The 23,392-nt window shown below is 48.4% G+C and carries 20 protein-coding genes; 11 read left to right on the top strand and 9 right to left on the bottom strand.

Features of this window, described 5'->3' with window-relative positions; all coding sequences use genetic code 11:
• Positions 1 to 106 precede the first annotated feature (106 nt).
• The 4 genes from rplJ to rpoC all read left to right on the top strand — a co-directional run bounded on the left by rplJ (position 107) and on the right by rpoC (position 9,584).
• Positions 107 to 601, top strand: coding sequence for a 50S ribosomal protein L10 (gene rplJ, locus AC2204_RS18075; protein ID WP_318927132.1), 495 nt, complete (start codon positions 107 to 109; stop codon positions 599 to 601).
• 60 nt (positions 602 to 661) lie between these two features.
• The gene (rplL, locus tag AC2204_RS18070) at positions 662 to 1,024 is read left to right on the top strand and encodes a 50S ribosomal protein L7/L12 (RefSeq protein ID WP_318927131.1); all 363 of its coding nucleotides are present in this window, start codon (positions 662 to 664) and stop codon (positions 1,022 to 1,024) included.
• Between the two features lie 223 nt (positions 1,025 to 1,247).
• On the top strand, positions 1,248 to 5,273 hold the full coding sequence (gene rpoB / locus AC2204_RS18065; protein ID WP_318927130.1) for a DNA-directed RNA polymerase subunit beta: 4,026 nt from the start codon (positions 1,248 to 1,250) through the stop codon (positions 5,271 to 5,273).
• A gap of 96 nt (positions 5,274 to 5,369) precedes the next feature.
• On the top strand, positions 5,370 to 9,584 hold the full coding sequence (rpoC, locus tag AC2204_RS18060; protein WP_318927129.1) for a DNA-directed RNA polymerase subunit beta': 4,215 nt from the start codon (positions 5,370 to 5,372) through the stop codon (positions 9,582 to 9,584).
• A gap of 258 nt (positions 9,585 to 9,842) precedes the next feature.
• Here rpoC and rsd read toward each other — a convergent pair whose 3' ends face one another.
• Entirely contained in the window at positions 9,843 to 10,325 is a 483-nt protein-coding gene (gene rsd, locus AC2204_RS18055; protein ID WP_318927128.1) for a sigma D regulator, read from the bottom strand.
• A gap of 191 nt (positions 10,326 to 10,516) precedes the next feature.
• Between rsd and nudC the strand changes: the two genes are divergently transcribed.
• Both nudC and hemE read left to right on the top strand, forming a co-directional pair.
• Positions 10,517 to 11,302 carry an NAD(+) diphosphatase gene (nudC, locus tag AC2204_RS18050; protein ID WP_318927126.1) on the top strand — a complete coding sequence of 262 codons (786 nt, stop codon included), beginning with the start codon at positions 10,517 to 10,519 and terminating at the stop codon, positions 11,300 to 11,302.
• Between the two features lie 209 nt (positions 11,303 to 11,511).
• On the top strand, positions 11,512 to 12,579 hold the full coding sequence (hemE, locus tag AC2204_RS18045) for a uroporphyrinogen decarboxylase (protein WP_318927125.1): 1,068 nt from the start codon (positions 11,512 to 11,514) through the stop codon (positions 12,577 to 12,579).
• A 136-nt stretch (positions 12,580 to 12,715) separates the two neighbouring features.
• On the opposite strand, the gene AC2204_RS18040 is transcribed toward hemE, so the two are convergent.
• On the bottom strand, positions 12,716 to 13,312 hold the full coding sequence (locus AC2204_RS18040; protein WP_318927124.1) for a uracil-DNA glycosylase family protein: 597 nt from the start codon (positions 13,310 to 13,312) through the stop codon (positions 12,716 to 12,718).
• A 27-nt stretch (positions 13,313 to 13,339) separates the two neighbouring features.
• On the bottom strand, positions 13,340 to 14,251 hold the full coding sequence (locus AC2204_RS18035; RefSeq protein WP_318927123.1) for a D-2-hydroxyacid dehydrogenase: 912 nt from the start codon (positions 14,249 to 14,251) through the stop codon (positions 13,340 to 13,342).
• 68 nt (positions 14,252 to 14,319) lie between these two features.
• On the opposite strand from AC2204_RS18035, the gene AC2204_RS18030 reads away from it, so the two are divergent.
• Positions 14,320 to 14,907, top strand: a complete 588-nt coding sequence (locus AC2204_RS18030) for a YjaG family protein (RefSeq protein WP_318927121.1) — start codon at positions 14,320 to 14,322, stop codon at positions 14,905 to 14,907.
• 61 nt (positions 14,908 to 14,968) lie between these two features.
• On the opposite strand, the gene AC2204_RS18025 is transcribed toward AC2204_RS18030, so the two are convergent.
• Positions 14,969 to 16,024 carry a hemolysin family protein gene (locus AC2204_RS18025; RefSeq protein WP_318927120.1) on the bottom strand — a complete coding sequence of 352 codons (1,056 nt, stop codon included), beginning with the start codon at positions 16,022 to 16,024 and terminating at the stop codon, positions 14,969 to 14,971.
• 226 nt (positions 16,025 to 16,250) lie between these two features.
• Between AC2204_RS18025 and hupA the strand changes: the two genes are divergently transcribed.
• Together hupA and AC2204_RS18015 are read left to right on the top strand one after the other, a co-directional pair.
• A complete protein-coding gene (gene hupA, locus AC2204_RS18020) occupies positions 16,251 to 16,523 on the top strand; it encodes a nucleoid-associated protein HU-alpha (RefSeq protein ID WP_107284603.1) in 273 nt (90 codons plus the stop codon).
• A 103-nt stretch (positions 16,524 to 16,626) separates the two neighbouring features.
• Entirely contained in the window at positions 16,627 to 17,265 is a 639-nt protein-coding gene (locus AC2204_RS18015; protein WP_318927118.1) for a DUF1481 domain-containing protein, read from the top strand.
• Positions 17,266 to 17,359: 94 nt separating this feature from the next.
• Here AC2204_RS18015 and purD read toward each other — a convergent pair whose 3' ends face one another.
• Together purD and purH are read right to left on the bottom strand one after the other, a co-directional pair.
• A complete protein-coding gene (gene purD / locus AC2204_RS18010; protein ID WP_318927117.1) occupies positions 17,360 to 18,649 on the bottom strand; it encodes a phosphoribosylamine--glycine ligase in 1,290 nt (429 codons plus the stop codon).
• Between the two features lie 209 nt (positions 18,650 to 18,858).
• Positions 18,859 to 20,466 (bottom strand): bifunctional phosphoribosylaminoimidazolecarboxamide formyltransferase/IMP cyclohydrolase, encoded by a 1,608-nt coding sequence (purH, locus tag AC2204_RS18005; protein ID WP_318927115.1) that lies wholly within the window; start codon positions 20,464 to 20,466, stop codon positions 18,859 to 18,861.
• 233 nt (positions 20,467 to 20,699) lie between these two features.
• Here purH and zntR point away from each other — a divergent pair, with 233 nt between their 5' ends.
• On the top strand, positions 20,700 to 21,107 hold the full coding sequence (gene zntR, locus AC2204_RS18000; RefSeq protein WP_318927114.1) for a Zn(2+)-responsive transcriptional regulator: 408 nt from the start codon (positions 20,700 to 20,702) through the stop codon (positions 21,105 to 21,107).
• A 30-nt stretch (positions 21,108 to 21,137) separates the two neighbouring features.
• On the opposite strand, the gene AC2204_RS17995 is transcribed toward zntR, so the two are convergent.
• Positions 21,138 to 21,347, bottom strand: a complete 210-nt coding sequence (locus AC2204_RS17995) for a hypothetical protein (RefSeq protein ID WP_318927113.1) — start codon at positions 21,345 to 21,347, stop codon at positions 21,138 to 21,140.
• 229 nt (positions 21,348 to 21,576) lie between these two features.
• On the opposite strand from AC2204_RS17995, the gene ppnP reads away from it, so the two are divergent.
• Positions 21,577 to 21,858, top strand: a complete 282-nt coding sequence (gene ppnP, locus AC2204_RS17990; RefSeq protein ID WP_318927111.1) for a pyrimidine/purine nucleoside phosphorylase — start codon at positions 21,577 to 21,579, stop codon at positions 21,856 to 21,858.
• A 212-nt stretch (positions 21,859 to 22,070) separates the two neighbouring features.
• Here the strand turns inward: ppnP and fis are convergent, their stop codons facing one another.
• Both fis and dusB read right to left on the bottom strand, forming a co-directional pair.
• The gene (gene fis, locus AC2204_RS17985) at positions 22,071 to 22,367 is read right to left on the bottom strand and encodes a DNA-binding transcriptional regulator Fis (protein WP_005372656.1); all 297 of its coding nucleotides are present in this window, start codon (positions 22,365 to 22,367) and stop codon (positions 22,071 to 22,073) included.
• A gap of 23 nt (positions 22,368 to 22,390) precedes the next feature.
• A complete protein-coding gene (dusB, locus tag AC2204_RS17980; protein WP_318927150.1) occupies positions 22,391 to 23,356 on the bottom strand; it encodes a tRNA dihydrouridine synthase DusB in 966 nt (321 codons plus the stop codon).
• Between the last annotated feature and the right edge of the window lie 36 nt (positions 23,357 to 23,392).

The raw sequence follows: 23,392 nt of genomic DNA, 5'->3' as shown, positions 1-23,392 counted from the left end.
TGTTAAGTCTTTCTTGGATCTGCGCCGTAAGACTCTCCTGTCATTCTGACAGTGAGTGGTGTAATGACTGGGGTAACCCAGCAAAAAAATCCAGGAGCTATATCCAATGGCATTAAATCTTCAAGACAAAAAAGCAATTGTTGCTGAAGTCAACGAAGCTGCCAATGGTGCCCTGTCTGCAGTTGTTGCTGACTCTCGTGGTGTTGCAGTTGGTGCGATGACTTCTCTACGTAAACAAGCTCGTGAAAACGGCGTTTACTTGAAAGTTGTTCGTAACACTCTGGCACGCCGCGCAGTTGAAGGTACTGAATTTGAATGTCTGAAAGACGTTTTCGTTGGTCCTTCACTAATCGGTTTCTCTAATGAGCACCCAGGTGCTGCAGCGCGTCTTTTCAAAGACTTCGCTAAAGAGAATAAAGATTTCGAGTTCAAAGCAGCCGCATTCGAAGGCGCTGTTGTTGACGCAGAAGTTCTTGCGACACTACCAACTTACGACGAAGCTATTGCACGCCTGATGATGTGCATGAAAGAAGCTTCAGCTGGCAAGCTGGTACGTACTATCGCAGCTGTACGCGATCAGAAAGAAGAAGCAGCGGCGTAATCGTCCCTGTTTTATCTGAACGCTATATTAAATTAATTGTTGATTTCAAAGAGAATTGTTATGTCTATCACTAACGAGCAAATCCTAGACGCAGTTGCAGAAATGTCTGTAATGCAAGTTGTTGAGCTTATCGAAGCTATGGAAGAGAAATTCGGTGTTTCAGCTGCAGCAGCAGTTGTAGCAGGCGGCGCAGCTGAAGTAGCTGAAGAGCAAACTGAGTTTGACGTAATCCTAACAGCTGTTGGTTCACAGAAAGTACAAGTTATCAAAGCTGTACGTGGCGCAACTGGCCTAGGTCTTAAAGAAGCTAAAGCAGTCGTTGACGGCGCTCCAGCATCTCTAAAAGAAGGTGTTGATAAAGCTGAAGCTGAAGCTCTTAAAGCTCAGCTAGAAGAAGTTGGTGCTACTGTTGAAATTAAGTAATTATTACTTAATTTCTTAGCCTGTAAAGGCTAATGGCTGGTGGCTGATTGCCACCGGCCTTTTTGCGCTGTAGGGTAATGGTATTTTTCACATTGTTTTGTAACTATTATCCACGCAAAAAGCAGCCCTGATTCTTCAGAGTTGTTCCTACAATAAACAGTGTTATTAGTCACTGTCCCCTGGTTGGACAGTTTGGATCACTTATTAGCGATCTGAGGAACCTATGGTTTACTCTTATACCGAGAAAAAGCGTATCCGTAAGGATTTTGGTAAGCGTCCACGCGTTTTGGATGCACCATACTTGCTGTCGATCCAGCTTGATTCTTTTCAGAAGTTCATCGAGCAGGATCCAGAAGGGCATTACGGTCTAGAAGCTGCCTTTCGTTCTGTTTTTCCAATTCAGAGCTATAATGGCAATTCCGAGCTGCAATACGTTAGCTATCGTCTCGGTGAGCCTGTCTTCGATGTCAAAGAATGTCAAATTCGTGGCGTAACTTACTCTGCACCACTTCGTGTGAAGCTACGTCTTGTCATGTATGACAAAGACGCGCCGGCTGGCACTGTAAAAGACATTAAAGAACAAGAAGTTTACATGGGCGAAATTCCGCTCATGACAGATAACGGTACTTTCGTTATTAACGGAACCGAGAGGGTTATCGTATCCCAGCTGCACCGTAGCCCGGGTGTCTTCTTCGACAGCGATAAGGGTAAAACCCACTCCTCAGGTAAAGTGTTATATAACGCACGCGTAATCCCATACCGTGGTTCATGGTTGGATTTCGAGTTTGATCCTAAGGATAACGTATTCGTACGTATCGACCGTCGTCGTAAGCTGCCGGCTTCAATCATTCTGCGCGCATTGGATTATACCACTGAGCAGATCCTTGACATGTTCTTCGATAAAGTTAACTTCGAAGTTCAGGGTAAGTCACTGGTTATGGAACTGGTGCCTGATCGTCTACGTGGCGAAACTGCAAGCTTCAATATTGAAGCGAACGGTAAAACCTACGTCGAGCAAGGCCGTCGTATCACCGCTCGTCATATTCGCCAGTTAGGCAAAGACGGTATTGATCACATTGAAGTGCCGGTTGAATACATCGTTGGCAAAATCGCATCACGTGATTATGTGAACGAAGAGACTGGCGAGCTAATTGTGCCGGCTAACCAGGAATTAAGCCTGGAGTCTCTGGCACTACTGTCGCAGGCTGGTCATAAGTCTATCGAAGTTCTGTTTACGAACGACCTAGACTACGGTCCGTACATGTCTGATACCTTGCGTGTCGACAACACTACTGACCGTTTGAGTGCGCTAGTTGAAATCTATCGCATGATGCGTCCTGGTGAGCCACCGACACGCGAAGCTGCTGAACAACTGTTTAATAGTCTGTTCTTCTCTGAAGACCGTTATGACTTGTCAGCGGTTGGTCGTATGAAGTTCAACAGTTCTCTTCTTCGTGATGAGATCACAGGTTCAGGTACGCTAGACAATCAAGACATCATTGAAGTGATGCGTAAACTGATCGAAATTCGTAACGGCCGCGGTGAAGTTGATGATATCGACCACCTGGGTAACCGTCGTATTCGTTCAGTTGGCGAAATGGCTGAAAACCAGTTCCGCGTTGGTCTGGTTCGTGTTGAGCGTGCTGTTAAAGAACGTCTTAGCCTTGGCGATCTTGATGCCATCATGCCGCAAGATCTGATTAATGCTAAGCCAATTTCTGCTGCAGTGAAGGAGTTCTTCGGTTCTTCTCAGCTGTCTCAGTTTATGGACCAAAACAATCCGTTGTCAGAAGTTACTCACAAACGTCGTATTTCGGCGCTTGGTCCAGGTGGTCTGACTCGTGAACGTGCTGGCTTTGAAGTTCGAGATGTACACGCGACCCACTACGGTCGTCTATGTCCAATCGAAACGCCGGAAGGTCCAAACATCGGTCTAATCAACTCGCTGTCTGTCTATGCGCGTTGTAACTCTTACGGTTTCCTGGAAACACCATACCGTAAAGTGGTTGATGGTAGCGTTACTGACCAAATCGATTACCTGTCTGCTATTGAAGAAGGCCAGTATGTTATCGCTCAGGCGAATGCTGCGCTGGAAGAAGATGGTAGCTTCAGTGATGAACTTGTTACTGCCCGTCAGAAAGGTGATTCTGGCTTGCACCCACGCGACCATGTTCAATACATGGACGTTGCAACCAACCAGGTTGTATCTGTGGCGGCATCCCTGATTCCATTCCTAGAGCACGATGATGCTAACCGTGCACTTATGGGTGCGAACATGCAGCGTCAGGCTGTTCCAACATTACGTGCAGATAAGCCGTTGGTTGGTACAGGTATTGAGCGCTCTGTAGCGGTTGACTCCGGGGTAACAGCCGTAGCTAAACGTGGCGGTCAGGTTCAGTCTGTCGATGCTTCTCGTATCGTTGTTAAAGTGCACGAAAGCGAGCTAGTACCAGGCGAAGCTGGTATCGATATTTATAACCTTACTAAGTACACCCGTTCTAACCAGAACACCTGTATCAACCAGCGTCCAACTGTGATGCCGGGTGAGCCAGTGGCTCGTGGTGACGTACTGGCAGATGGTCCTTCGACCGATCTGGGTGAGCTTGCACTTGGCCAGAACATGCGTATCGCGTTCATGCCTTGGAACGGTTATAACTTCGAGGATTCCATCTTAGTTTCTGAACGTGTTGTACAGGAAGATCGCCTGACAACCATCCACATTCAAGAGCTTTCTTGTGTGGCGCGTGACACGAAACTGGGCTCTGAAGAAATCACGGCTGATATCCCTAACGTGGGTGAAGCTGCGCTTTCTAAGCTGGATGAATCTGGTGTTGTTTACATCGGTGCTGAAGTGAAAGGTGGCGATATTCTGGTAGGTAAAGTGACACCTAAGGGTGAAACTCAGCTGACACCGGAAGAGAAGCTACTGCGTGCAATCTTTGGTGAGAAAGCGTCTGACGTTAAAGACTCTTCTCTACGTGTGCCAAACTCTGTGTCTGGTACCATCATCGACGTTCAGGTCTTTACTCGCGATGGCGTAGAAAAAGACAAGCGTGCGCTTGAAATCGAAGAAATGCAGCTGAAAGAAGCGAAGAAAGATATCACAGAAGAATTCCAGATCCTTGAGGGTGGTCTTCTTGCTCGTGTTCGTACGCTTCTACTTTCTGCGGGTTACGGCGAAGATAAGTTTTCTTCAATGAACCGCGAAACTCTGTTTGCACAAACGCTGGATGACGAAGAACAGCAAAACCAACTCGAGCAGTTGGCAGAGCAGTACGACGAATTGAAAGCTGAGTTCGATAAGAAGTTTGAAACTAAGCGCCGTAAGATCACACAGGGTGATGACTTGGCACCGGGTGTCCTTAAAATTGTTAAGGTGTACCTAGCTGTTAAACGTCGTATCCAGCCTGGTGATAAGATGGCGGGTCGTCACGGTAACAAGGGTGTAATCTCTAAGATCAACCCTGTTGAAGATATGCCGTACGATGAAAAAGGTCAGACTGTCGACATCGTTCTGAACCCATTGGGTGTACCATCTCGTATGAACATCGGTCAGATCCTGGAGACTCATATGGGTCTTGCAGCGAAAGGTATCGGTGACAAGATCAACGAGATGCTGAAGCAGCAGCAGGAGCTACATAAGTTCCGTAACTTCCTGCAGAAAGTTTACGATCTGGGTGATACTCGCCAGAACGTCGACATTGCCGCTCTGTCAGACGACGAAGTGATGACGTTGGTTCAAAACTTGCGTAAGGGTCTGCCTATTGCAACGCCAGTATTTGATGGTGCTCCAGAAGAGTCAATCAAAGAACTGCTGAAGCTAGGTGACTTACCAGAGTCTGGTCAGCTGAAATTGTTTGACGGTCGCACCGGTGACATGTTTGAGCGTCCTGTAACTGTTGGTTACATGTACATGCTGAAACTTAACCACTTGGTTGATGACAAGATGCATGCCCGTTCTACCGGTTCTTACAGCCTTGTTACTCAGCAGCCGCTGGGTGGTAAAGCTCAGTTCGGTGGTCAGCGTTTCGGTGAGATGGAAGTATGGGCGCTTGAAGCATACGGCGCAGCATATACACTTCAAGAAATGCTAACCGTTAAGTCAGATGACGTTAACGGCCGTACGAAGATGTATAAAAACATCGTCGATGGAGATCATCGTATGGAACCTGGTATGCCGGAATCATTCAACGTACTGTTGAAAGAAATCCGCTCGTTGGGTATCAACATCGAGCTGGAAGACGAATAAGACTTGGTCTACCAAGCTTATTAGTTACTCCGGTATAAATATGAAGGCGCCAGAAGACTGGCGCCTTTATGGGTCAACTCCTCACAGGAGCCGAATGTGAAAGACTTACTTAAGTTTCTGAAAGCACAACATAAGACCGAAGAATTTGATGCAATCAAAATCGGTCTTGCTTCACCTGACATGATTCGCTCATGGTCTTTCGGTGAAGTAAAAAAGCCAGAAACCATCAACTACCGTACCTTTAAGCCTGAGCGTGACGGCCTTTTCTGTGCACGTATCTTTGGCCCAGTAAAAGACTACGAGTGTCTTTGTGGCAAATATAAGCGCCTTAAGCACCGTGGTGTGATTTGTGAAAAATGTGGTGTTGAAGTTACTCAGACCAAAGTACGTCGTGAGCGTATGGGTCACATTGAGCTAGCTTCACCTGTAGCCCACATCTGGTTCCTTAAGTCACTGCCATCTCGTATCGGTTTGTTAATGGATATTCCGCTGCGTGACATCGAGCGGGTACTTTACTTCGAATCGTACATTGTCATTGAACCAGGAATGACCAGTCTTGAGCGTAGTCAGCTACTGTCAGAAGAGCAGTATCTGGATGCACTTGAAGAATGGGGCGACGAATTCGACGCTAAAATGGGCGCAGAAGCGATTAAAGCATTACTGGGTAATATGGACCTGAATGCTGAAATCGAAAACATGCGTGAAGAGTTAGAAGAAACTAACTCTGAAACTAAGCGTAAAAAATTAACCAAGCGTTTAAAGCTTGTTGAAGCATTCTTACAGTCAGGTAACAACCCCGAGTGGATGATCCTGTCTGTTCTGCCAGTTCTACCGCCGGACCTTCGTCCGTTGGTACCGCTAGATGGTGGTCGTTTCGCAACCTCAGATCTGAATGATCTGTACCGTCGCGTCATTAACCGTAATAACCGTCTTAAGCGTCTATTGGACTTGGCCGCTCCTGATATTATCGTACGTAACGAAAAGCGTATGCTTCAGGAGTCTGTTGATGCATTGCTAGATAACGGTCGTCGTGGTCGCGCTATCACCGGTTCAAACAAACGTCCTCTGAAATCTTTGGCTGACATGATCAAAGGTAAGCAGGGTCGTTTCCGTCAGAACCTTCTTGGTAAGCGTGTTGACTACTCAGGTCGTTCTGTTATCACCGTAGGTCCATACCTGCGCCTGCACCAGTGTGGTCTTCCTAAGAAGATGGCACTAGAGCTATTTAAGCCATTCATCTACGGCAAGCTGGAGACCCGTGGTCTTGCGACTACGATCAAAGCGGCGAAGAAGATGGTTGAGCGCGAAGAAGCGGTTGTTTGGGATATCCTGGACGAAGTGATTCGTGAACACCCGGTAATGCTTAACCGTGCACCAACACTGCACCGTCTAGGTATCCAGGCATTTGAACCAGTACTAATCGAAGGTAAAGCGATTCAGCTTCACCCTCTAGTGTGTGCGGCCTATAACGCCGACTTCGATGGTGACCAGATGGCGGTACACGTACCTCTAACTCTGGAAGCGCAGCTTGAAGCTCGTGCACTGATGATGTCTACCAACAACATCCTATCGCCGGCGTCAGGTGATCCGATCATCGTACCGTCTCAGGATGTTGTATTGGGTCTTTACTACATGACCCGTGACAGAATTAACGCGAAGGGTGAAGGCATGTACCTTGCTGGACCTGCAGAAGCAGAGAAAGCATACCGTACTAAGAATGCAGAACTACACGCTCGCGTGAAAGTTCGTATCACTGAGCACCTCTATGATGAGCAAGGCAACTTGTCATCTGAAACCAAGCTAGTTGATACCACTGTTGGTCGTGCAATCCTGTGGCAGATCGTTCCTAAAGGTCTTCCGTACAGCCTTGTGAACACGGAAGCGCTAGGTAAGAAGCAAATCTCTAACCTACTTAACACGTGTTACCGTAAATTGGGCATGAAAGATACCGTTATCTTTGCTGACCAAATTATGTACACAGGTTTTGCTTACGCTGCATTGTCTGGTGTTTCTGTTGGTATCGACGATATGGTCATTCCTGCTGAAAAGTACACCAAAATTGCCGAAGCTGAAGCTGAAGTCGCAGAAATCCAAGAACAGTTCCAATCTGGTCTGGTAACTGCGGGTGAGCGTTACAACAAAGTGATTGATATCTGGGCAACAGCCAATGAGCAGGTTGCTAAAGCGATGATGGATAACCTGTCCTTCGACACCGTGATTAACCGTGACGGCGAAGAAGTGAAGCAGAAATCGTTCAACAGCGTTTACATGATGGCAGATTCTGGTGCTCGTGGTTCTGCGGCGCAGATTCGTCAGCTTGCAGGTATGCGTGGCCTGATGGCTAAGCCGGATGGCTCTATCATCGAAACACCGATCACTGCGAACTTCCGTGAAGGTCTGAACGTACTGCAGTACTTCATCTCTACTCACGGTGCTCGTAAGGGTCTTGCGGATACCGCACTGAAGACAGCAAACTCCGGTTACCTGACACGTCGTCTAGTAGACGTAGCACAAGACGTAGTAATTACTGCCGATGATTGTGGTACGCACGCTGGTATTACCATGATGCCTCTTATCGAGGGTGGTGACGTTAAAGAGCAACTTGGTGATCGCGTTCTTGGTCGTGTTGTTGCTGAAGATGTACTTAAGCCAGGTACTGAAGAAGTCCTTGCGCCACGTAACACACTTCTTGATGAGAAGTGGTGTAATATCTTGGAAGATAACTCAGTTGACCAGGTTAAGGTACGTTCGGTTGTAACGTGTGAAAATGACTTTGGTTGTTGTAAGTTCTGTTACGGTCGTGACCTGGCTCGTGGTCATCTGGTTAACACCGGTGAAGCAGTCGGCGTTGTTGCTGCTCAGTCTATCGGTGAGCCGGGTACACAGCTTACGATGCGTACGTTCCACATCGGTGGTGCAGCGTCACGTGCGGCAGCAGAAAACAGCATCCAGGTTAAGAATACTGGTTCGATGAAGCTTCACAACGCTAAGTTCGTAACGAACAGTGAAGGTAAGCTGGTTATTACTTCCCGTGCGTCAGAAATGACGGTTGTGGATGAGTTTGGTCGTACCAAGGAAAGCTACAAGCTTCCTTACGGTTCTATGCTAACTAAAGGTGATGGTGATTCAGTGACTGCAGCAGAAACTGTTGCAAACTGGGACCCGCATACAATGCCAATCATCACCGAGGTAGCTGGTCGCGTTCAGTTCGTTGACTTGATCGACGGCGTGACTGTGACTCGTCAAACGGATGAGCTGACAGGCCTGTCTTCTATCGTAATACTAGACGCTGCAGAGCGTACCAGTGCCGGTAAAGACATGCGTCCAACGGTTAAGCTGGTTGACGACAACGGCCACGATATAATGATCCCTGGCACAGATATGCCAGCTCAGTATTTCTTACCTGGTAAAGCGATTGTTCAGCTTGAAGACAGCGCGCTAGTAGGCATTGGTGACACGTTATCACGTATTCCTCAGGAATCTGGCGGTACTAAAGATATCACCGGTGGTCTGCCACGAGTCGCTGACTTGTTCGAAGCACGTAAGCCAAAAGAGCCTGCAATCCTAGCGGAAATTACAGGTGCTGTTTCTTTCGGTAAAGAGACTAAAGGTAAGCGTCGTCTGATCATCACTCCAAGTGAAGGCCAGCCATACGAAGAGATGATTCCTAAGTGGCGTCAGCTTAACGTATTCGAAGGTGAGAAGGTTGAATGTGGTGATGTGATCGCGGATGGTCCAGAAGCGCCGCACGATATCCTGCGTCTTCGTGGTGTTCACGCTGTTGCTGAGTACATCGTTAACGAAGTTCAGGAAGTTTACCGTCTACAGGGCGTTAAGATTAATGATAAGCACATTGAGACTATCATTCGTCAGATGCTTCGTAAGGTAACGATCAGTTCTGTTGGTGACTCTGAGTTCCTAGAAGGTGAGCAGGTAGAATTCTCTCGTGTGAATGTTGCTAACCGTAAGCTAGAAGCTGAAGGTAAAGCAGCTGCGACATTTAGCCGTGACCTGTTAGGTATCACTAAGGCGTCGCTAGCGACAGAATCGTTCATCTCGGCAGCTTCTTTCCAGGAAACGACTCGCGTACTAACAGAAGCTGCGGTTTCTGGTAAGCGTGATGAGTTACGTGGTCTGAAAGAAAACGTTATCGTTGGTCGCTTGATCCCTGCTGGTACCGGTTTCTCCTACCACCAGCAGCGTCAACGTAGACGTGATGCAGAGCTAGAGCCAGTAGCACCGCAGCTTGATTCAGAGCAAGCATCTCAAGATCTTGCTGCACTACTAAATGCCGGTCTAAGCGACGATTAATCGTTGACGTTTAGATAAGCAAAAAAAGGCATCCTTCGGGGTGCCTTTTTGTTTTTGGATGGCATCAAAACAGGCAGGTTGTTAGCACGCTTATAAGGCTTATCTTCGGGCTGACTAAGGCTGGAAAAAGAGAGGAGGAGTTTTGAGTTGATTGGACGACATTAAGAGGCGATGCAGGCAGGGCGTCGCATTTATACCAAACTGACTAATGATCAGTTTGGTATAAATGCTTCTCTGAACGATCATACTAATTGAATACTACGCGCCGGGAGGGCAGGCTAAACTTTCGCTAATGAGTTCAATCAGATTATCTTCAAACTCAAACCTCTGCTCCATCAACTCACCGATAGTAGAGAGATCCTGATCTAAATCCGGAATATCATCGTCATCGCTAATTGCACAATAGCGATCGGTAAAATTAAGAATCGGATCTGTGGTTTGGGTAATATCCGCGTAAAGTTTCGAGATTTCTTGGGTGGGTGAATAGCCCGTGGTTCTCCACTTATCCATGACCATATCATAAATTTTGAAATGGCCGGCAGAGATATAGTCGACAACTTGTTGGCAAAAGAGTTGTAATTGGCTGGAGGTGGGTAATTGGCGTGAATTATTTTCAAAAGGAGGCAGACCTGCCAGCTTACAGTAGTCGATCAGTAATTGCTGCCGGGACATCAGCCAGTGATCGATGACATCGCTGGTGCCGCCCCACTGTTGCTGAACTTGTTCGAATTTACTTAACATGGCCATACCCTCATGATCTATCAGTACAGTAACGGTGGTTACGAAAAAAAGCGTTATTAAAAAACCAAGCTACTAAATACTACACCGGTGAATCTCTTAAAAAAGAGAGCCTTGTTATACGGATTCATATTCCGTTATAAAGTTTAGATTGCCAGTAAAAACGATACCCTGCAAGGATGGATGTGACATTGATGTTAAAAAAACGAGAATTAGTATATTGGTGCGTCGTAAAAGATCGCAAATTGTATCTTGTTAACCACACGCTTCCTCTGATGACAGAATCAGAGTTGGGTTTTAATAGTGACGATGCGCGCTGGATTGGTGAATACTCGGGTCATCCTGTTTTCTGGCTAGAGGCTCATGGCAATACGCGTGACGATGATTTTTATACCCAAAGGGAATTGTTGGGTGTCGATGGCGAGCTATTTGATCTGGCCGGAAAAGCGACTCAGCTATCGCACATGAAGCAATCCGAAACATATTGCCCCAATTGTGGCGGACAGTGTCAGCTGGCGGCAGAGCAATTGGCCATGGAATGCCAGCAGTGCCAGCGTATCCATTACCCCCGAGTGTCGCCATGTGTGATTGTTGCGGTCAGAAAGCAGGATAAAATATTGCTTGCTCAGCACCCTCGGCATAAGACAGGGATGTACACGGTTATCGCCGGTTTTGTCGAAGCCGGTGAAACCCTGGAGCAATGTGTGGCGCGCGAGATCGAAGAGGAAACAGGAATTAAGGTGGCGAATATTCGTTACTTTGGCAGCCAGCCGTGGGCTTTTCCTTCCAATCTGATGATGGGTTTTTTAGCCGATTACGAGAGTGGCGAAATCAAGCCCGACTATGAAGAGCTGAGTGACGCGATCTGGGCATCGGCTGATCGTTTGCCACCTGTTGCGCCGGAAGGGACGATAGCCCGTCAGCTGATAAATCACACCTTGGCGCTGATAAAAAGCAGCAGTATAAAAAAACCCTCCTAAAGGAGGGATAAGGTGCAGTTACATGCTCATCGACGAGCAAGATATTCTTATTATTGCTAGCGCGCAGATTTTGTATCACGGCTGACTGCTATGTCGCAAATATGGTGAAGAGATTGTTGTAATAAATATGACCGGCTTAACAATTGGGTTCTTTTGTTGCAGCCGGGGAGTGCTACAATACGTCGCAGAATTTATCCATGGAGTCCTCAATGAGCGAATTAAAGAATGACCGCTACCTACGTGCGTTATTAAAGCAGCCGGTAGATTGCACACCAGTATGGATGATGCGTCAGGCTGGCCGTTATTTGCCAGAATACCGAGCTACACGTAGTGTTGCAGGTGACTTTATGTCGCTGTGTAAGAATGCAGAATTAGCCAGTGAGGTGACCTTACAGCCACTGCGCCGTTTCCCTTTGGATGCTGCTATTTTGTTTTCTGATATCCTGACTATTCCGGATGCGATGGGGCTGGGCTTATATTTTGAAGCCGGTGAAGGCCCGAAGTTTGAGCGTCCTATAACCTGCAAAGCCGATGTCGATAAAATTGGTCTGCCGGATCCGGAAGGGGAGCTGCAGTATGTCATGAATGCAGTGCGTCAGATCCGTAAAGATTTGCAGGGCGAAGTGCCACTGATTGGTTTCTCTGGCAGCCCGTGGACACTGGCGACTTATATGGTTGAAGGTGGTAGCTCGAAAGCATTCACCAAGATCAAAAAAATGATGTATGCCGAACCTGCAACACTGCATCTGCTACTGGATAAGCTGGCAGACAGCGTGGTTGAGTACCTGAATGCGCAGATCAAAGCGGGTGCGCAGTCTGTGATGGTGTTTGATACCTGGGGAGGTGTATTAACGCCTCGTGATTACAACGAGTTCTCACTGAGCTATATGCACAAGATTGTTGATGGTCTGATCCGTGAAAATGAAGGCCGTCGCGTGCCCGTAACCTTGTTCACCAAAAATGGTGGCATGTGGCTAGAGAAAATCGCCGCAACGGGTTGTGACGCCGTTGGTCTGGACTGGACGATTGATATTGCTGACGCTAAGCGTCGGGTCGGCGATAAAGTTGCCCTGCAGGGCAATATGGACCCATCGATGCTATATGCACAACCTGAACGTATTCGCCAAGAAGTCGCGACGATTCTTGAAGGTTATGGTGACGAAGGTACCGGCCACGTATTTAACCTCGGCCATGGTATCCACCTCGATGTGCCGCCAGAGAATGCCGGTGTGTTCGTGGATGCGGTGCATACGCTTTCTAAGCCGTATCATAAATAAGAGCATATGCGAGTGCCTGGTGGCGAGTTGCCAGGAAAAGCATTGAAAGCCCGTGCAAGTGATTGCGCGGGCTTTTTTTTATCGGTAAGAACGATGCTATGACCCTGAGATCCTGTGAATAAGCAGTTTCGAGTTGCTAGCCTCTCGTCTCTTTCAAATGCTGGTGGACGTAATCGCGGATATACGGCACCACCTCTTCCTCGAACCACGGGTTGTCTTTCAGCCAGCGGATATTACGCGGCGACGGGTGTGGCATCGGAATGTATTTTGGAGCCCACTGCCGCCAAGCCCTGACGGTATCTGTCAGTGTTTTCGGCTTGTCTTTCAAATACCACTGCTGAGCATACTGACCAACTAATAATGTCATACCGATATTGGGTAATAATGACCATACTTGCGGATGCCATTGCGGCGCGCATTCCGGGCGCGGCGGGAGATCGCCGGATTTCCCCCGGCCCGGATAGCACAACCCCATCGGCATGATGGCGATTTGGCGGGCGTCGTAGAAGGTTTTCCTGTCGAGCTCCAGCCAGCGGCGAAGGCGGTCGCCACTGGGGTCATTCCAGGGGAGCCCGGTTTCATGAACACGGGTTCCCGGCGCCTGGCCGACAATCATCATTCTGGCACTGCTGGCTGCCTGGATCACCGGACGCGGACCGAGTGGGAGATGATCCTTGCAGATCTCACAGCGGCGTATTTGATCCAGCAGATTATCAAGTTGTTGCGGTGCCATAATTACCTTCTTCCTACACCAACGTTCCTAATAGCCACGTTTAAAGTCAATTTGGTACATCAATGGTTGCTGCTGGAGAAAGCGCAGATAGTTTGCAGCAAAGATGTCAAACACTTGCTCAGGAAAGCTCTCTGCGGCGATATGCGGGGTGATTGTTATATCAGGGTGCAGCCAGAAAGGATGCTGCTGGTTAAGCGGCTCATGCTTAAAAACATCGAGGAAAGCATGGGCAACATGACCTTGCTTGATGGCAGACAGCAATCCCTCTTCGCAAACCGCATTTCCACGTCCCACATTAAACAGTAGCGTATTTTGGCAATGGCCGAGGCTGGTGGCATTGAGCAGGTTGTCAGTTGCTGATGTTGCGGGCAGGGTAGAGACCAGAATATCGGCCTGAGCGAGTGCTTGCGGGAGTTCGGATAACGGATAGGTATGGGCAAAAAAGTGACCGGCCGGTTCACCCGAGCGGTTCACGCCAATGATCTGTAGCCCCATTGCCTGCGCGGCTTGGGCCAGATGGCTACCGATGGTACCGGTTCCCAAAATAACCAGGGTTTTGTTGCTCAACGCCGCATAGGTGTGGGGCTGCCATTGGCGATGTTTCTGTTGCTGTCGGTAGCGAGGAAAATGGCGGGTATGCGCCAGTGTCAGGCCAATGACATACTCGGCGATGAGTTGTCCGAAGCATCCGCGAATATTGGTCAGCGAATAGTCCTGACGCAAATCCGGTTTGGTCAGGGCATCGATACCGGCAAAGGTCGACTGCAGCCAGCACAGAGCCGGATAATCGTTAAGGTGTGCGGCGATTTTTGGCGGATCTGCTAAAATAATCGCAGCCAGCCTGGGATCATCGGTGATCTTAAGCTGTGGCAATTGTGCCTGCCGGAGCAGCCGTTGATAAGTTTCCTTCTGTCGGGAGACGATCAGTATCTTGTTCATTGCTTTTCCTTTTGTGCTGACGAGTTATGCATTAAACTCCCGTGCAAATCACTATCGTAGATTATCCCATGCTTAAGAATCCTGTTCAGCTTCGCTTAGAAAAATTAGAACCGTGGCAACACCTTACTTTTATGGTCTCACTGTGTGAACGAATGTATCCAAATTTTGCCTTATTTTGTGAGGAAACGGAGTTTGCGGAGGCACAAAAATACCGCATCATTCTTGATAGTATCTGGGAGATCTTAACGGTTAAGAGTGCCAAGATTAACTTTGAAAATCAGCTGGAAAAGCTGGAAGATTTGGTACCGAGCGCCAATGATTTTGATATTTATGCAGTAAATCCAGCTATCGATGCCTGCGTTGCTTTGGCGGATTTACTTCATGCCATGCTCGATCGTGATTTGATGTTAGAGACAGTCAGCAAGATCAGTAGCTTGTCTGCTGAAACCGTGGCTGATCTTGTGTTTGCCCAAACGGGTGTCGAGATCACCAACGAAAACCAAAAAGAAAATGAAGCCGTTTGCGAAGAATGGGATGTGCAGTGGGCAATTTTCCGTGCGCTGAAAGAAGCGGAACGACGCGATATCGAATTGATCAAAAGCCTGCGTGAAGAATTACGCGATGAGCCCGTCAGTAATATTGGTATCGCACTATAACTGTTCTGATATGCCGGTAGCGAAAAGAGGGCCGACATGGCCCTTTTTAAGCTGAATTTGATCACTCATCATCTTTGCTTTCAATCATACGGTGCTGCTTTTTCCATTTCTCCCAGCGTTGATAAGCCAGTTGCTGCATGTCGGTATTTTTGTCGGCTTCATCGACAATTTCTTCGCCAACCAAACTTTCAAAAATATCTTCCAGTGTGACCAGCCCCTGGACCGTGCCATATTCATCAACGATTAATATCAGTTGTGAGCGTTCTTTCATTATTTTATCAAAGGCTTGCGGGACACTCGCAGTATTCAGCACGACCGGGATCGGACGCATCAGGGTGCCCAGCTCGTCATTAGCGCGGCCAGCCTGATTGGCGGTAAACAGTTCTAAGCGGTGGACAAAGCCCAGAATGTTATCTTTTTGTTCGCTATACACCAGTGGACGTGAGAATGGGCTATCATGGTGCTCGGTTAAAAAATCCTCGATCGATTGTTCTGCTTTTACGCGAAATAGCACCGGCCGCGGCGTCATAATTTTCGTGACACTGACATCACGGAACTGCAGCAGGTTGGTCAGAATTTTTGACTCACCTTCAGCCAATTCTCCGGACTCTTGTGCCAGCATTGCCATGGCAGACAGTTCATCACGCAATTTCGGCGGCTCATGGCCATGGGCCAGACGACTGGTAATTTGCTCCGATGCCCAGACAAACGGGCTTAGCGCCCAAATCATCCAGTTCAGTACTACCGCCGATCCCGGAGCCAGCTGACGCCAGTAGGTTGCCCCAAGTGTTTTTGGGATGATTTCAGAAAACAGCAAGATACCAATAGTCAGTAAAGCAGAGAACAGCCCCAGCCACTGGTTACCAAAAACGGCGGCGGCCTGAGCACCGGCCGTTGCAGCACCAATGGTATGAGCAATGGTATTTAGGGTCAGAATGGATGCCAGCGGACGGTCAATATTATCTTTTAGTGCAGCAAGGCGAGGTGCTGCCGGGTGGTTTTGCTGACGTAAAGTACCAATATAACTTGGTGAAATACTGAGCAATACCGCTTCTAACACAGAACAAATAAACGAAACACCAATCGCAATCGAGATGTAAATCGTAAGGAGGATCATGCAAACCTGTCAGTTATTTATGGAATTACGACCATATTAAGCGGTGCCAAAGGAAATAAATACAGCTATTTCATCAGAGGGATGAGTAACATTTTGTGAACTTGCGCTCAGTTTATGGTTAAAGAGCCCGCATCTAAGCACATGATCGCAGACAAACCTTTGCCACACGGGCTTCTTTTGAATTAGAGTTGTGGCGTCTCAAGAAAAACCTTAGAAGGGAAAACAAATGAACAAGACCCAACTGATTGACCTGATCGCTGACAAAGCAGATCTTTCTAAAGCTCAAGCTAAAGCAGCGCTGGAATCAACTCTTGAGGGTATTACCGAAGCGCTGAAAGAAGGTGACCAGATTCAACTGATTGGCTTTGGTACATTTAAAGTGAACCACCGTGCTGCACGCACTGGCCGTAATCCTCAAACTGGTCAGGAAATTCAAATCGCAGCAGCAAACGTTCCTGCATTTGTTTCCGGTAAAGCACTGAAAGATGCATTGAAGTAATCTATAATCCGCCAGGTAACTTTATCTGGCGGTATTTTCCTTTATGAAGCGGCTCATTGTTCTCCTTTCCTTATCTCTTCTTGCTGGATGTTCAGCCAGCTCAGTGCCTGATAATCCTATCGCTCAGATCCAGACTATGACGGGTGGCCAGACCGCCGGAGATGCGACTTCGCTCTACTGGTATTCCCATCGGCAAAATCGCTCCGTCCAATTATCTGAAGTGGTAATGGCTGGCGATTATGGTGGCTATCAATCGGATTATCGCTGGCAGGATGGTAAATTACGTGAAATTGAACGTCAGGGAACTCTGTTACAAGAGGATGGCCTGAAGTCGTTTTCACTTCGGGTGCGTTATGACACCAAAGGCCGTGCGGTATTCCAGCGCAATACGGTGGCGGATGCGGTCTTACCGTTATCGGATTCCCAGCTTTATCAACTCACCAAGCAAGCGCAGGTTGCGGTAGATACCGTGACAAAACAGCATCAGCAAGGTCAGTCTCTGATCCAGGGGCACTGGATCGATCATCGCTTTCTGCGCTGTGGTGATGAGAAAGAGCTCAATGTGACTTTCCAGCCTAAACCAGCTGATTCGGTTACCCGGCAGTTAAGGCAGCAGGCTCGGTCCGGATATATGGCAGTGACAGGCAAGGTGCGTAACAAAGAGCTGGTGGCACAGCAGCTTTTGCTCCTGCAAGATGAGACTCAGTCCTGTATTCTTCCTCCGCTACTGCTGGATAAATAACCCCACAATAAAGTCCAGACATAAAAAAACGCGCTGACGGCTCGATATAACGTTCGTCAGCGCGTTTTTGTCTCTGGGCAGTAACTGTCAGCGATTAAGCCTTTTGTTCACGCGCAATGGCACGATAGCCGATGTCATTACGATAGAACATACCATTCCATGATATTTTCTTCGCCAGTGCGTAAGCGCGCTGCTGAGCGTCAGAAACGCTATCTCCCAGGGCTGTTGCACACAATACACGGCCACCGTTGGTGACGATGTCGCCATCGTTGGTTGTTGTGCCTGCCTGGAATACTTTCTCACCAGCCACTTCTTGCTGAGGCAGGCCTGAAATGACATCGCCTTTTGCATATTCTGCCGGGTAGCCGCCTGCCGCCAGTACAATACCCACAGATGCACGTGGATCCCACTTAGATTCTGCTTGATCCAGCTTGCCATCAATGGCGGCCAGGCAAAGCTCAATCAGATCAGACTGCATGCGCAGCATAATAGGCTGGGTCTCAGGATCACCAAATCGGCAGTTATACTCGATGACTTTCGGTGTGCCATCGGCCATAACCATCAGGCCGGCGTATAAGAAGCCGGTATAAGGTGCGCCTTCTGCTTCCATACCGCGTACGGTGGGGTAGATAACCTCTGCCATCACACGGTCATGGATCGCCTGAGTCACGACAGGGGCCGGAGAGTAGGCGCCCATGCCTCCCGTATTTGGCCCCGTATCACCGTTACCGACCCGCTTGTGATCCTGGCTGGTGGCCATTGGCAGTACATTCTTGCCATCAACCATGACGATGAAGCTGGCTTCTTCCCCATCAAGGAATTCTTCGATCACCACCCGATGGCCCGCTTCGCCAAACGCATTGCCCGCCAGCATATCACGCACGGCGTTTTCAGCTTCTTCCAGTGTCATCGCAACAATAACGCCTTTTCCGGCTGCCAGGCCATCGGCCTTAACCACGATTGGTGCGCCTTTTTCGCGCAGATAAGCCAGAGCAGGCTCGATCTCCGTGAAGTTCTGGTATTCAGCGGTTGGGATCTGATGACGAGCCAGAAAGTCTTTCGTGAAGGCTTTAGAGCCTTCCAGCTGCGCTGCCGCTTGGGTTGGCCCAAAGATGGGTAAGCCTGCGGCACGGAACGCATCGACAACACCAATAACCAACGGTGCTTCAGGACCGACAATGGTCAGATCGATATGGTTTTCTTGCGCAAAGGCAACCAATGCACTGATGTCTTCAACACCGATAGGTACGTTTTCGACTTTTGGCTCAAGCGCACTGCCTGCGTTACCTGGTGCAACGAAAATAGTCTCTACATCTGTAGATTGTGCCGCTTTCCATGCCAATGCATGTTCGCGACCGCCGTTACCAATAATAAGAACTTTCATCTTTTCATCCTTATAGCGTCGCCATTTTTCTGATTTCCGTGTCAAGCGTACTCATTTCTGTTTATAAACTCCGAGCGCTTTCCTTGAACTCAAAAAAATGGCTTAGCTCTAAACGCTTAAAAGTTGTTAAATGGAGGTGCCCCCGAGGCGAGTCAGAGGCTTTAAATTCATAAAAAAAGACCTACTCGTTATTGGCAGGTCTTTATTGTTTAGTGACGGAAGTGACGCATACCGGTAAACAGCATTGCCATTCCGTATTCGTCTGCCGCCTGGATGACTTCGTCATCGCGCATTGAGCCGCCAGGCTGGATCACACAAGTGATCCCCGCGTCAGCGGCCGCATCGATGCCGTCACGGAACGGGAAGAAGGCATCCGATGCCATCACGCTGCCCGCCACTTCGAGGTTTTCGTCTGCGGCTTTGATCCCGGCAATTTTGGCCGAGTAGACGCGGCTCATCTGGCCTGCGCCGACACCGATAGTCATGTTGCCTTTGGCATAAACAATCGCGTTAGATTTGACGTATTTTGCGACTTTCCAGCAAAACAACGCATCGCGCAGTTCATCTGCATTTGGTTCGCGTTTAGACACCACTTGCAGATCATCTTCGCCAACCATCCCCTGATCACGGTCCTGGACCAGCAAACCACCGTTAACGCGCTTAACATCGAAGCCGGTCGTCTTGGTTGTCCACTTGCCACACTCCAGCAGGCGAAGGTTTTTCTTGGTTGCGACAATCTCAATCGCCGCCGCTGAAATGCTCGGTGCAATAATCACTTCAACAAACTGACGGTCAACAATCGCTTGTGCGGTTGCGGCATCCAGTTCTTGGTTAAAGGCGATGATGCCGCCAAAGGCTGACGTTGGATCAGTCTTGTGAGCACGGTCGTAGGCTTCCAGGATGTTGTCACCCAGCGCAACACCGCAAGGGTTTGCATGCTTCACAATGACACAGGCCGGCTGATCGAACTCTTTGACGCACTCAAGTGCCGCATCGGTATCGGCAATGTTGTTGTAAGACAGGGCCTTGCCCTGAATTTGACGGGCCGTTGAAACCGATGCTTCTTGTGGATTTTTTTCCACATAGAAAGCCGCGTCTTGGTGATTGTTCTCACCGTAGCGCATGTCTTGCTTCTTCTCGAACTGCTGGTTGAACGTGCGAGGGAATTTACTTTTGTTTTCAGGCGAAGGTTCATCACCGTCTCTGTTGTCGCCGTATGATGGCACCATGGTACCGAAGTAGTTGGCGATCATACCGTCGTAGGCGGCGGTATGCTCGAAGGCGGCGATAGCCAGGTCAAAGCGGGTGGCATGGGTCAGTGAACCCTGATTCGCCGTCATTTCGGCTAGTACGCGCCCGTAGTCGTGAGCATTAACAATGATTGTCACATCTTTGTGGTTCTTTGCCGCAGAGCGCACCATCGTCGGCCCGCCGATGTCGATGTTCTCAACCGCGTCTTCCAGCGTGCAGCCTTCTTTAGCTACCGTTTCGGCGAATGGATAGAGGTTGACCACAACCATGTCGATCGGTGCGATACCGTGTTCGGCCATGACTGCATCGTCTTGGCCTCGACGGCCAAGAACACCACCGTGTACTTTAGGGTGAAGTGTCTTTACCCGGCCATCCATCATTTCAGGGAAGCCGGTATACTCAGATACTTCTGTGACCTTGATATCTTGCTCTGCAAGTAGACGAGCAGTACCGCCGGTAGATAGAATTTCTACGCCATGACTGGCTAAGGCTTGGGCGAATTCAACAATACCGGTTTTGTCTGATACGCTAATTAGCGCACGGCGAATAGGACGAGCGTTTTCCATTGCTACCATCTCTTTAAATACACGGTGAATAGGACATTTCCCAAAACCAAGCAAAGTATTTGGTTTTGGGAAATATTCTCAGTTAAAATCGTGTAAAACCGAGCATTGATGGTGTTTGATTCATCATCGACAGCAGGTATTTTACATTAATTCAAAAGCGACGCAAACGTTTGCTCTTGGCGGTTAGCCCCATTTGGTGCAGTAAAATTATCTTCAAGTAAAGGAGACAGCATATGTATCTGATTGGCCAGCTTGCAAAACAGTGTGAGGTCAGTAGCGATACGTTGAGGTTTTATGAAAAAAATGGTTTGCTGGTGCCTGCAGCCCGCAGTGAAAGCGGTTATCGGCTTTATAGCGAAGAAAACCTGTCACGGGTGAACTTTATCCTCAGGGCCAAAACCATCGGGCTGAGTTTGGATGAAATCCGGGAGTTGTTGGATATTCGCCTTGAAGCCAGTCAGCACAGCTGTGCCGAAGTAAAAGCCATTACGCAGGCAAAACTCGAAGAAGTGGATAGTAAAATTGCTGAATTAGCGAGAATTCGTCTCGCGTTAAAAAAAATCAATGATGCCTGCTGCGGTCATGCCGATGACAATGCCAGCCATTGTTCAATTCTTGAAGCTCTGGGCGACACAGAGTAAAGGTCGCCGTGAACGGCGGGTAAGGCCGGGTTACCCTTCGTCCGATGACGTGGCTTCTTTTACATTTTCAATGACATCTTTGGTCGTATCGCGGAAGAAGTGGCCGGTTTCACGTGTTACATCTCGGGTGGCGTGGCCGATTTCTGTAAAGCCCTCTTTGATCCCCTGTTTTTCCTGGGCAGAGCACCCCGTCAATAAAGCGCTGCCTAAGATGCTAATCCACAGTACATATCTTTTCATTCGGGCTCTCTCCGGTAACACTGTTCAAATAATCAGAAGCACCATTGTAGCGAATATTGGGTCATTATTTTAGTCAATTAGGTGATGTTGTTATTTGTCGCTGTAGTGCCCTGGCGAAAAGTAACGGAATTTCTGCGGTACCCGGTATATTGAAGTGGTTTGGGTATATGAACTGTGATAGCTTGAAATTTACGCTAAAACAATAAGTGATAGAGTGATAGGGAATATCATGCTGAAAATAAATGAATATTTTGATGGTCAAGTGAAATCCATTGGTTTTGAAACCCATGGTGAGCATACAAGTGTCGGTGTTATGGCCCCCGGTGATTATACCTTTGGTACCGCCGCGCCAGAACGGATGACGGTAGTGAAAGGATCACTGACGGTGAAATTACCGGGTCATGTCGATTGGGATACCTTCAGCGCGGGTGATGATTTTGAAGTACCCGGTGATGCATCGTTTGAGGTCAAAGTAACAGAAACCACCGCTTACCTGTGTGATTACCTCTAACTTATTAAGTTGTTTGTATTACTAGCTGACCAATGTTGCTAAGCACCCATCGTGTACCATTTAATCGTCATCTTTATTCTTCCCTGATAACCAAGGCTGAAAAAGAATATATTGTTAACTGGAAGGAAAGTGAGGTGTGTAGCAAGCATAAAAAAGCCCATAGCGGATCAAGCTAATGGGCTTTTTAAAAACAGTAACTTAGCGTTAATGTTTTAGTTCATGCCGTATTTTTTAAGCTTCTTACGAAGCGTGCCGCGGTTGATACCCATCATGGTTGCTGCGCGAGTCTGGTTACCACGGGTGTACTGCATGATCGTATCCAGTAGTGGCTGCTCAACCTCTGCAAGCACTAGCTCGTACAGATCGTCGACTTCCTGACCATTCAATTGAGCCAGATAGTTTTTTAGCGACGCTTTAACAGAGTCACGAAGTGGCTTCTGTGTGATTTGGTCTTGTGAAGTTACAGTTGTAACTGTTAACGCTTCGGAAGTCAGATTTTGTTCGAACATAATTCTGTAAGCTCTTCTAGTATTTATGCAACGTTTTCGAAGTAGCCTTGCAGCGCATCGATTTGCTCTTGAGCGTTCTCGATAGCGTTGAAGGACCGGCGGAAATCACCAGCTGGTGCATGTTCTTTTAAGTACCAAGACACGTGTTTACGTGCGATGCGCAGCCCTAAATACTCCCCGTAGAAACGGTGAAGTTCTTGAACATGACCCAGCATAATGCCACTTACCTCATCCAGAGACGGGGCAGGCAGGTATTCGCCGGTTGTTAAGTAATGGTGGATTTCTCGGAAAATCCACGGTCGGCCTTGTGCAGGCCGGCCAATCATCAAAGCATCTGCACCCGTGTAATCGAGTACGAAGCGGGCCTTTTCCGGAGAATCGATATCACCGTTAGCGATCACCGGAATCGAGACAGCTTGTTTAGCTGCTTTGATGTAGTCATATTCCGCTTCACCTTTGTACATACAGGTTTTCGTGCGCCCGTGAAGGGCCAAAGCCTGAATGCCGCATTGTTCCGCGAGTTGGGCAATCTTGACACAGTTTCGGTTGTCTAAGTCCCAGCCGGTTCGCGTTTTCAGCGTCACCGGAACATCCACTGCATTCACCACGCTACGAAGGATCTCTTCGATTAGTGCGGGATATTGCAGCAGTGCAGAACCTGCCAATCGTTTGTTGACCTTCTTCGCCGGGCAACCCATGTTGATATCGATGATTTGCGCACCGTTCTCAACACTGAATTGGGCCGCTTCGGCCATCAGCTTCGGATCGGCTCCCGCAATTTGAACCGAGCGAATCCCCGATTCGCCTTCATGAACCATCCGATTCTGCGATTTAGACGTTTTCCATAAATCTGGATTTGACGACATCATTTCGCTCACAGCCATGCCGGCACCGTAGCGCAGGCAAAGTTCACGAAATGGCCGATCGGTCACACCCGCCATTGGCGCGACTATCAGCTGGTTGTTAAGTTGATAAGGACCGATCTGCAAACGTCTGTACCTGACTGTGCCAGTAAGGGCGCGCAT

This window comes from Photobacterium sp. (assembly GCF_057456235.1).
Note: the sequence above shows the minus strand (reverse complement) of the source record. Positions and strands in the feature narration are given on the sequence as shown.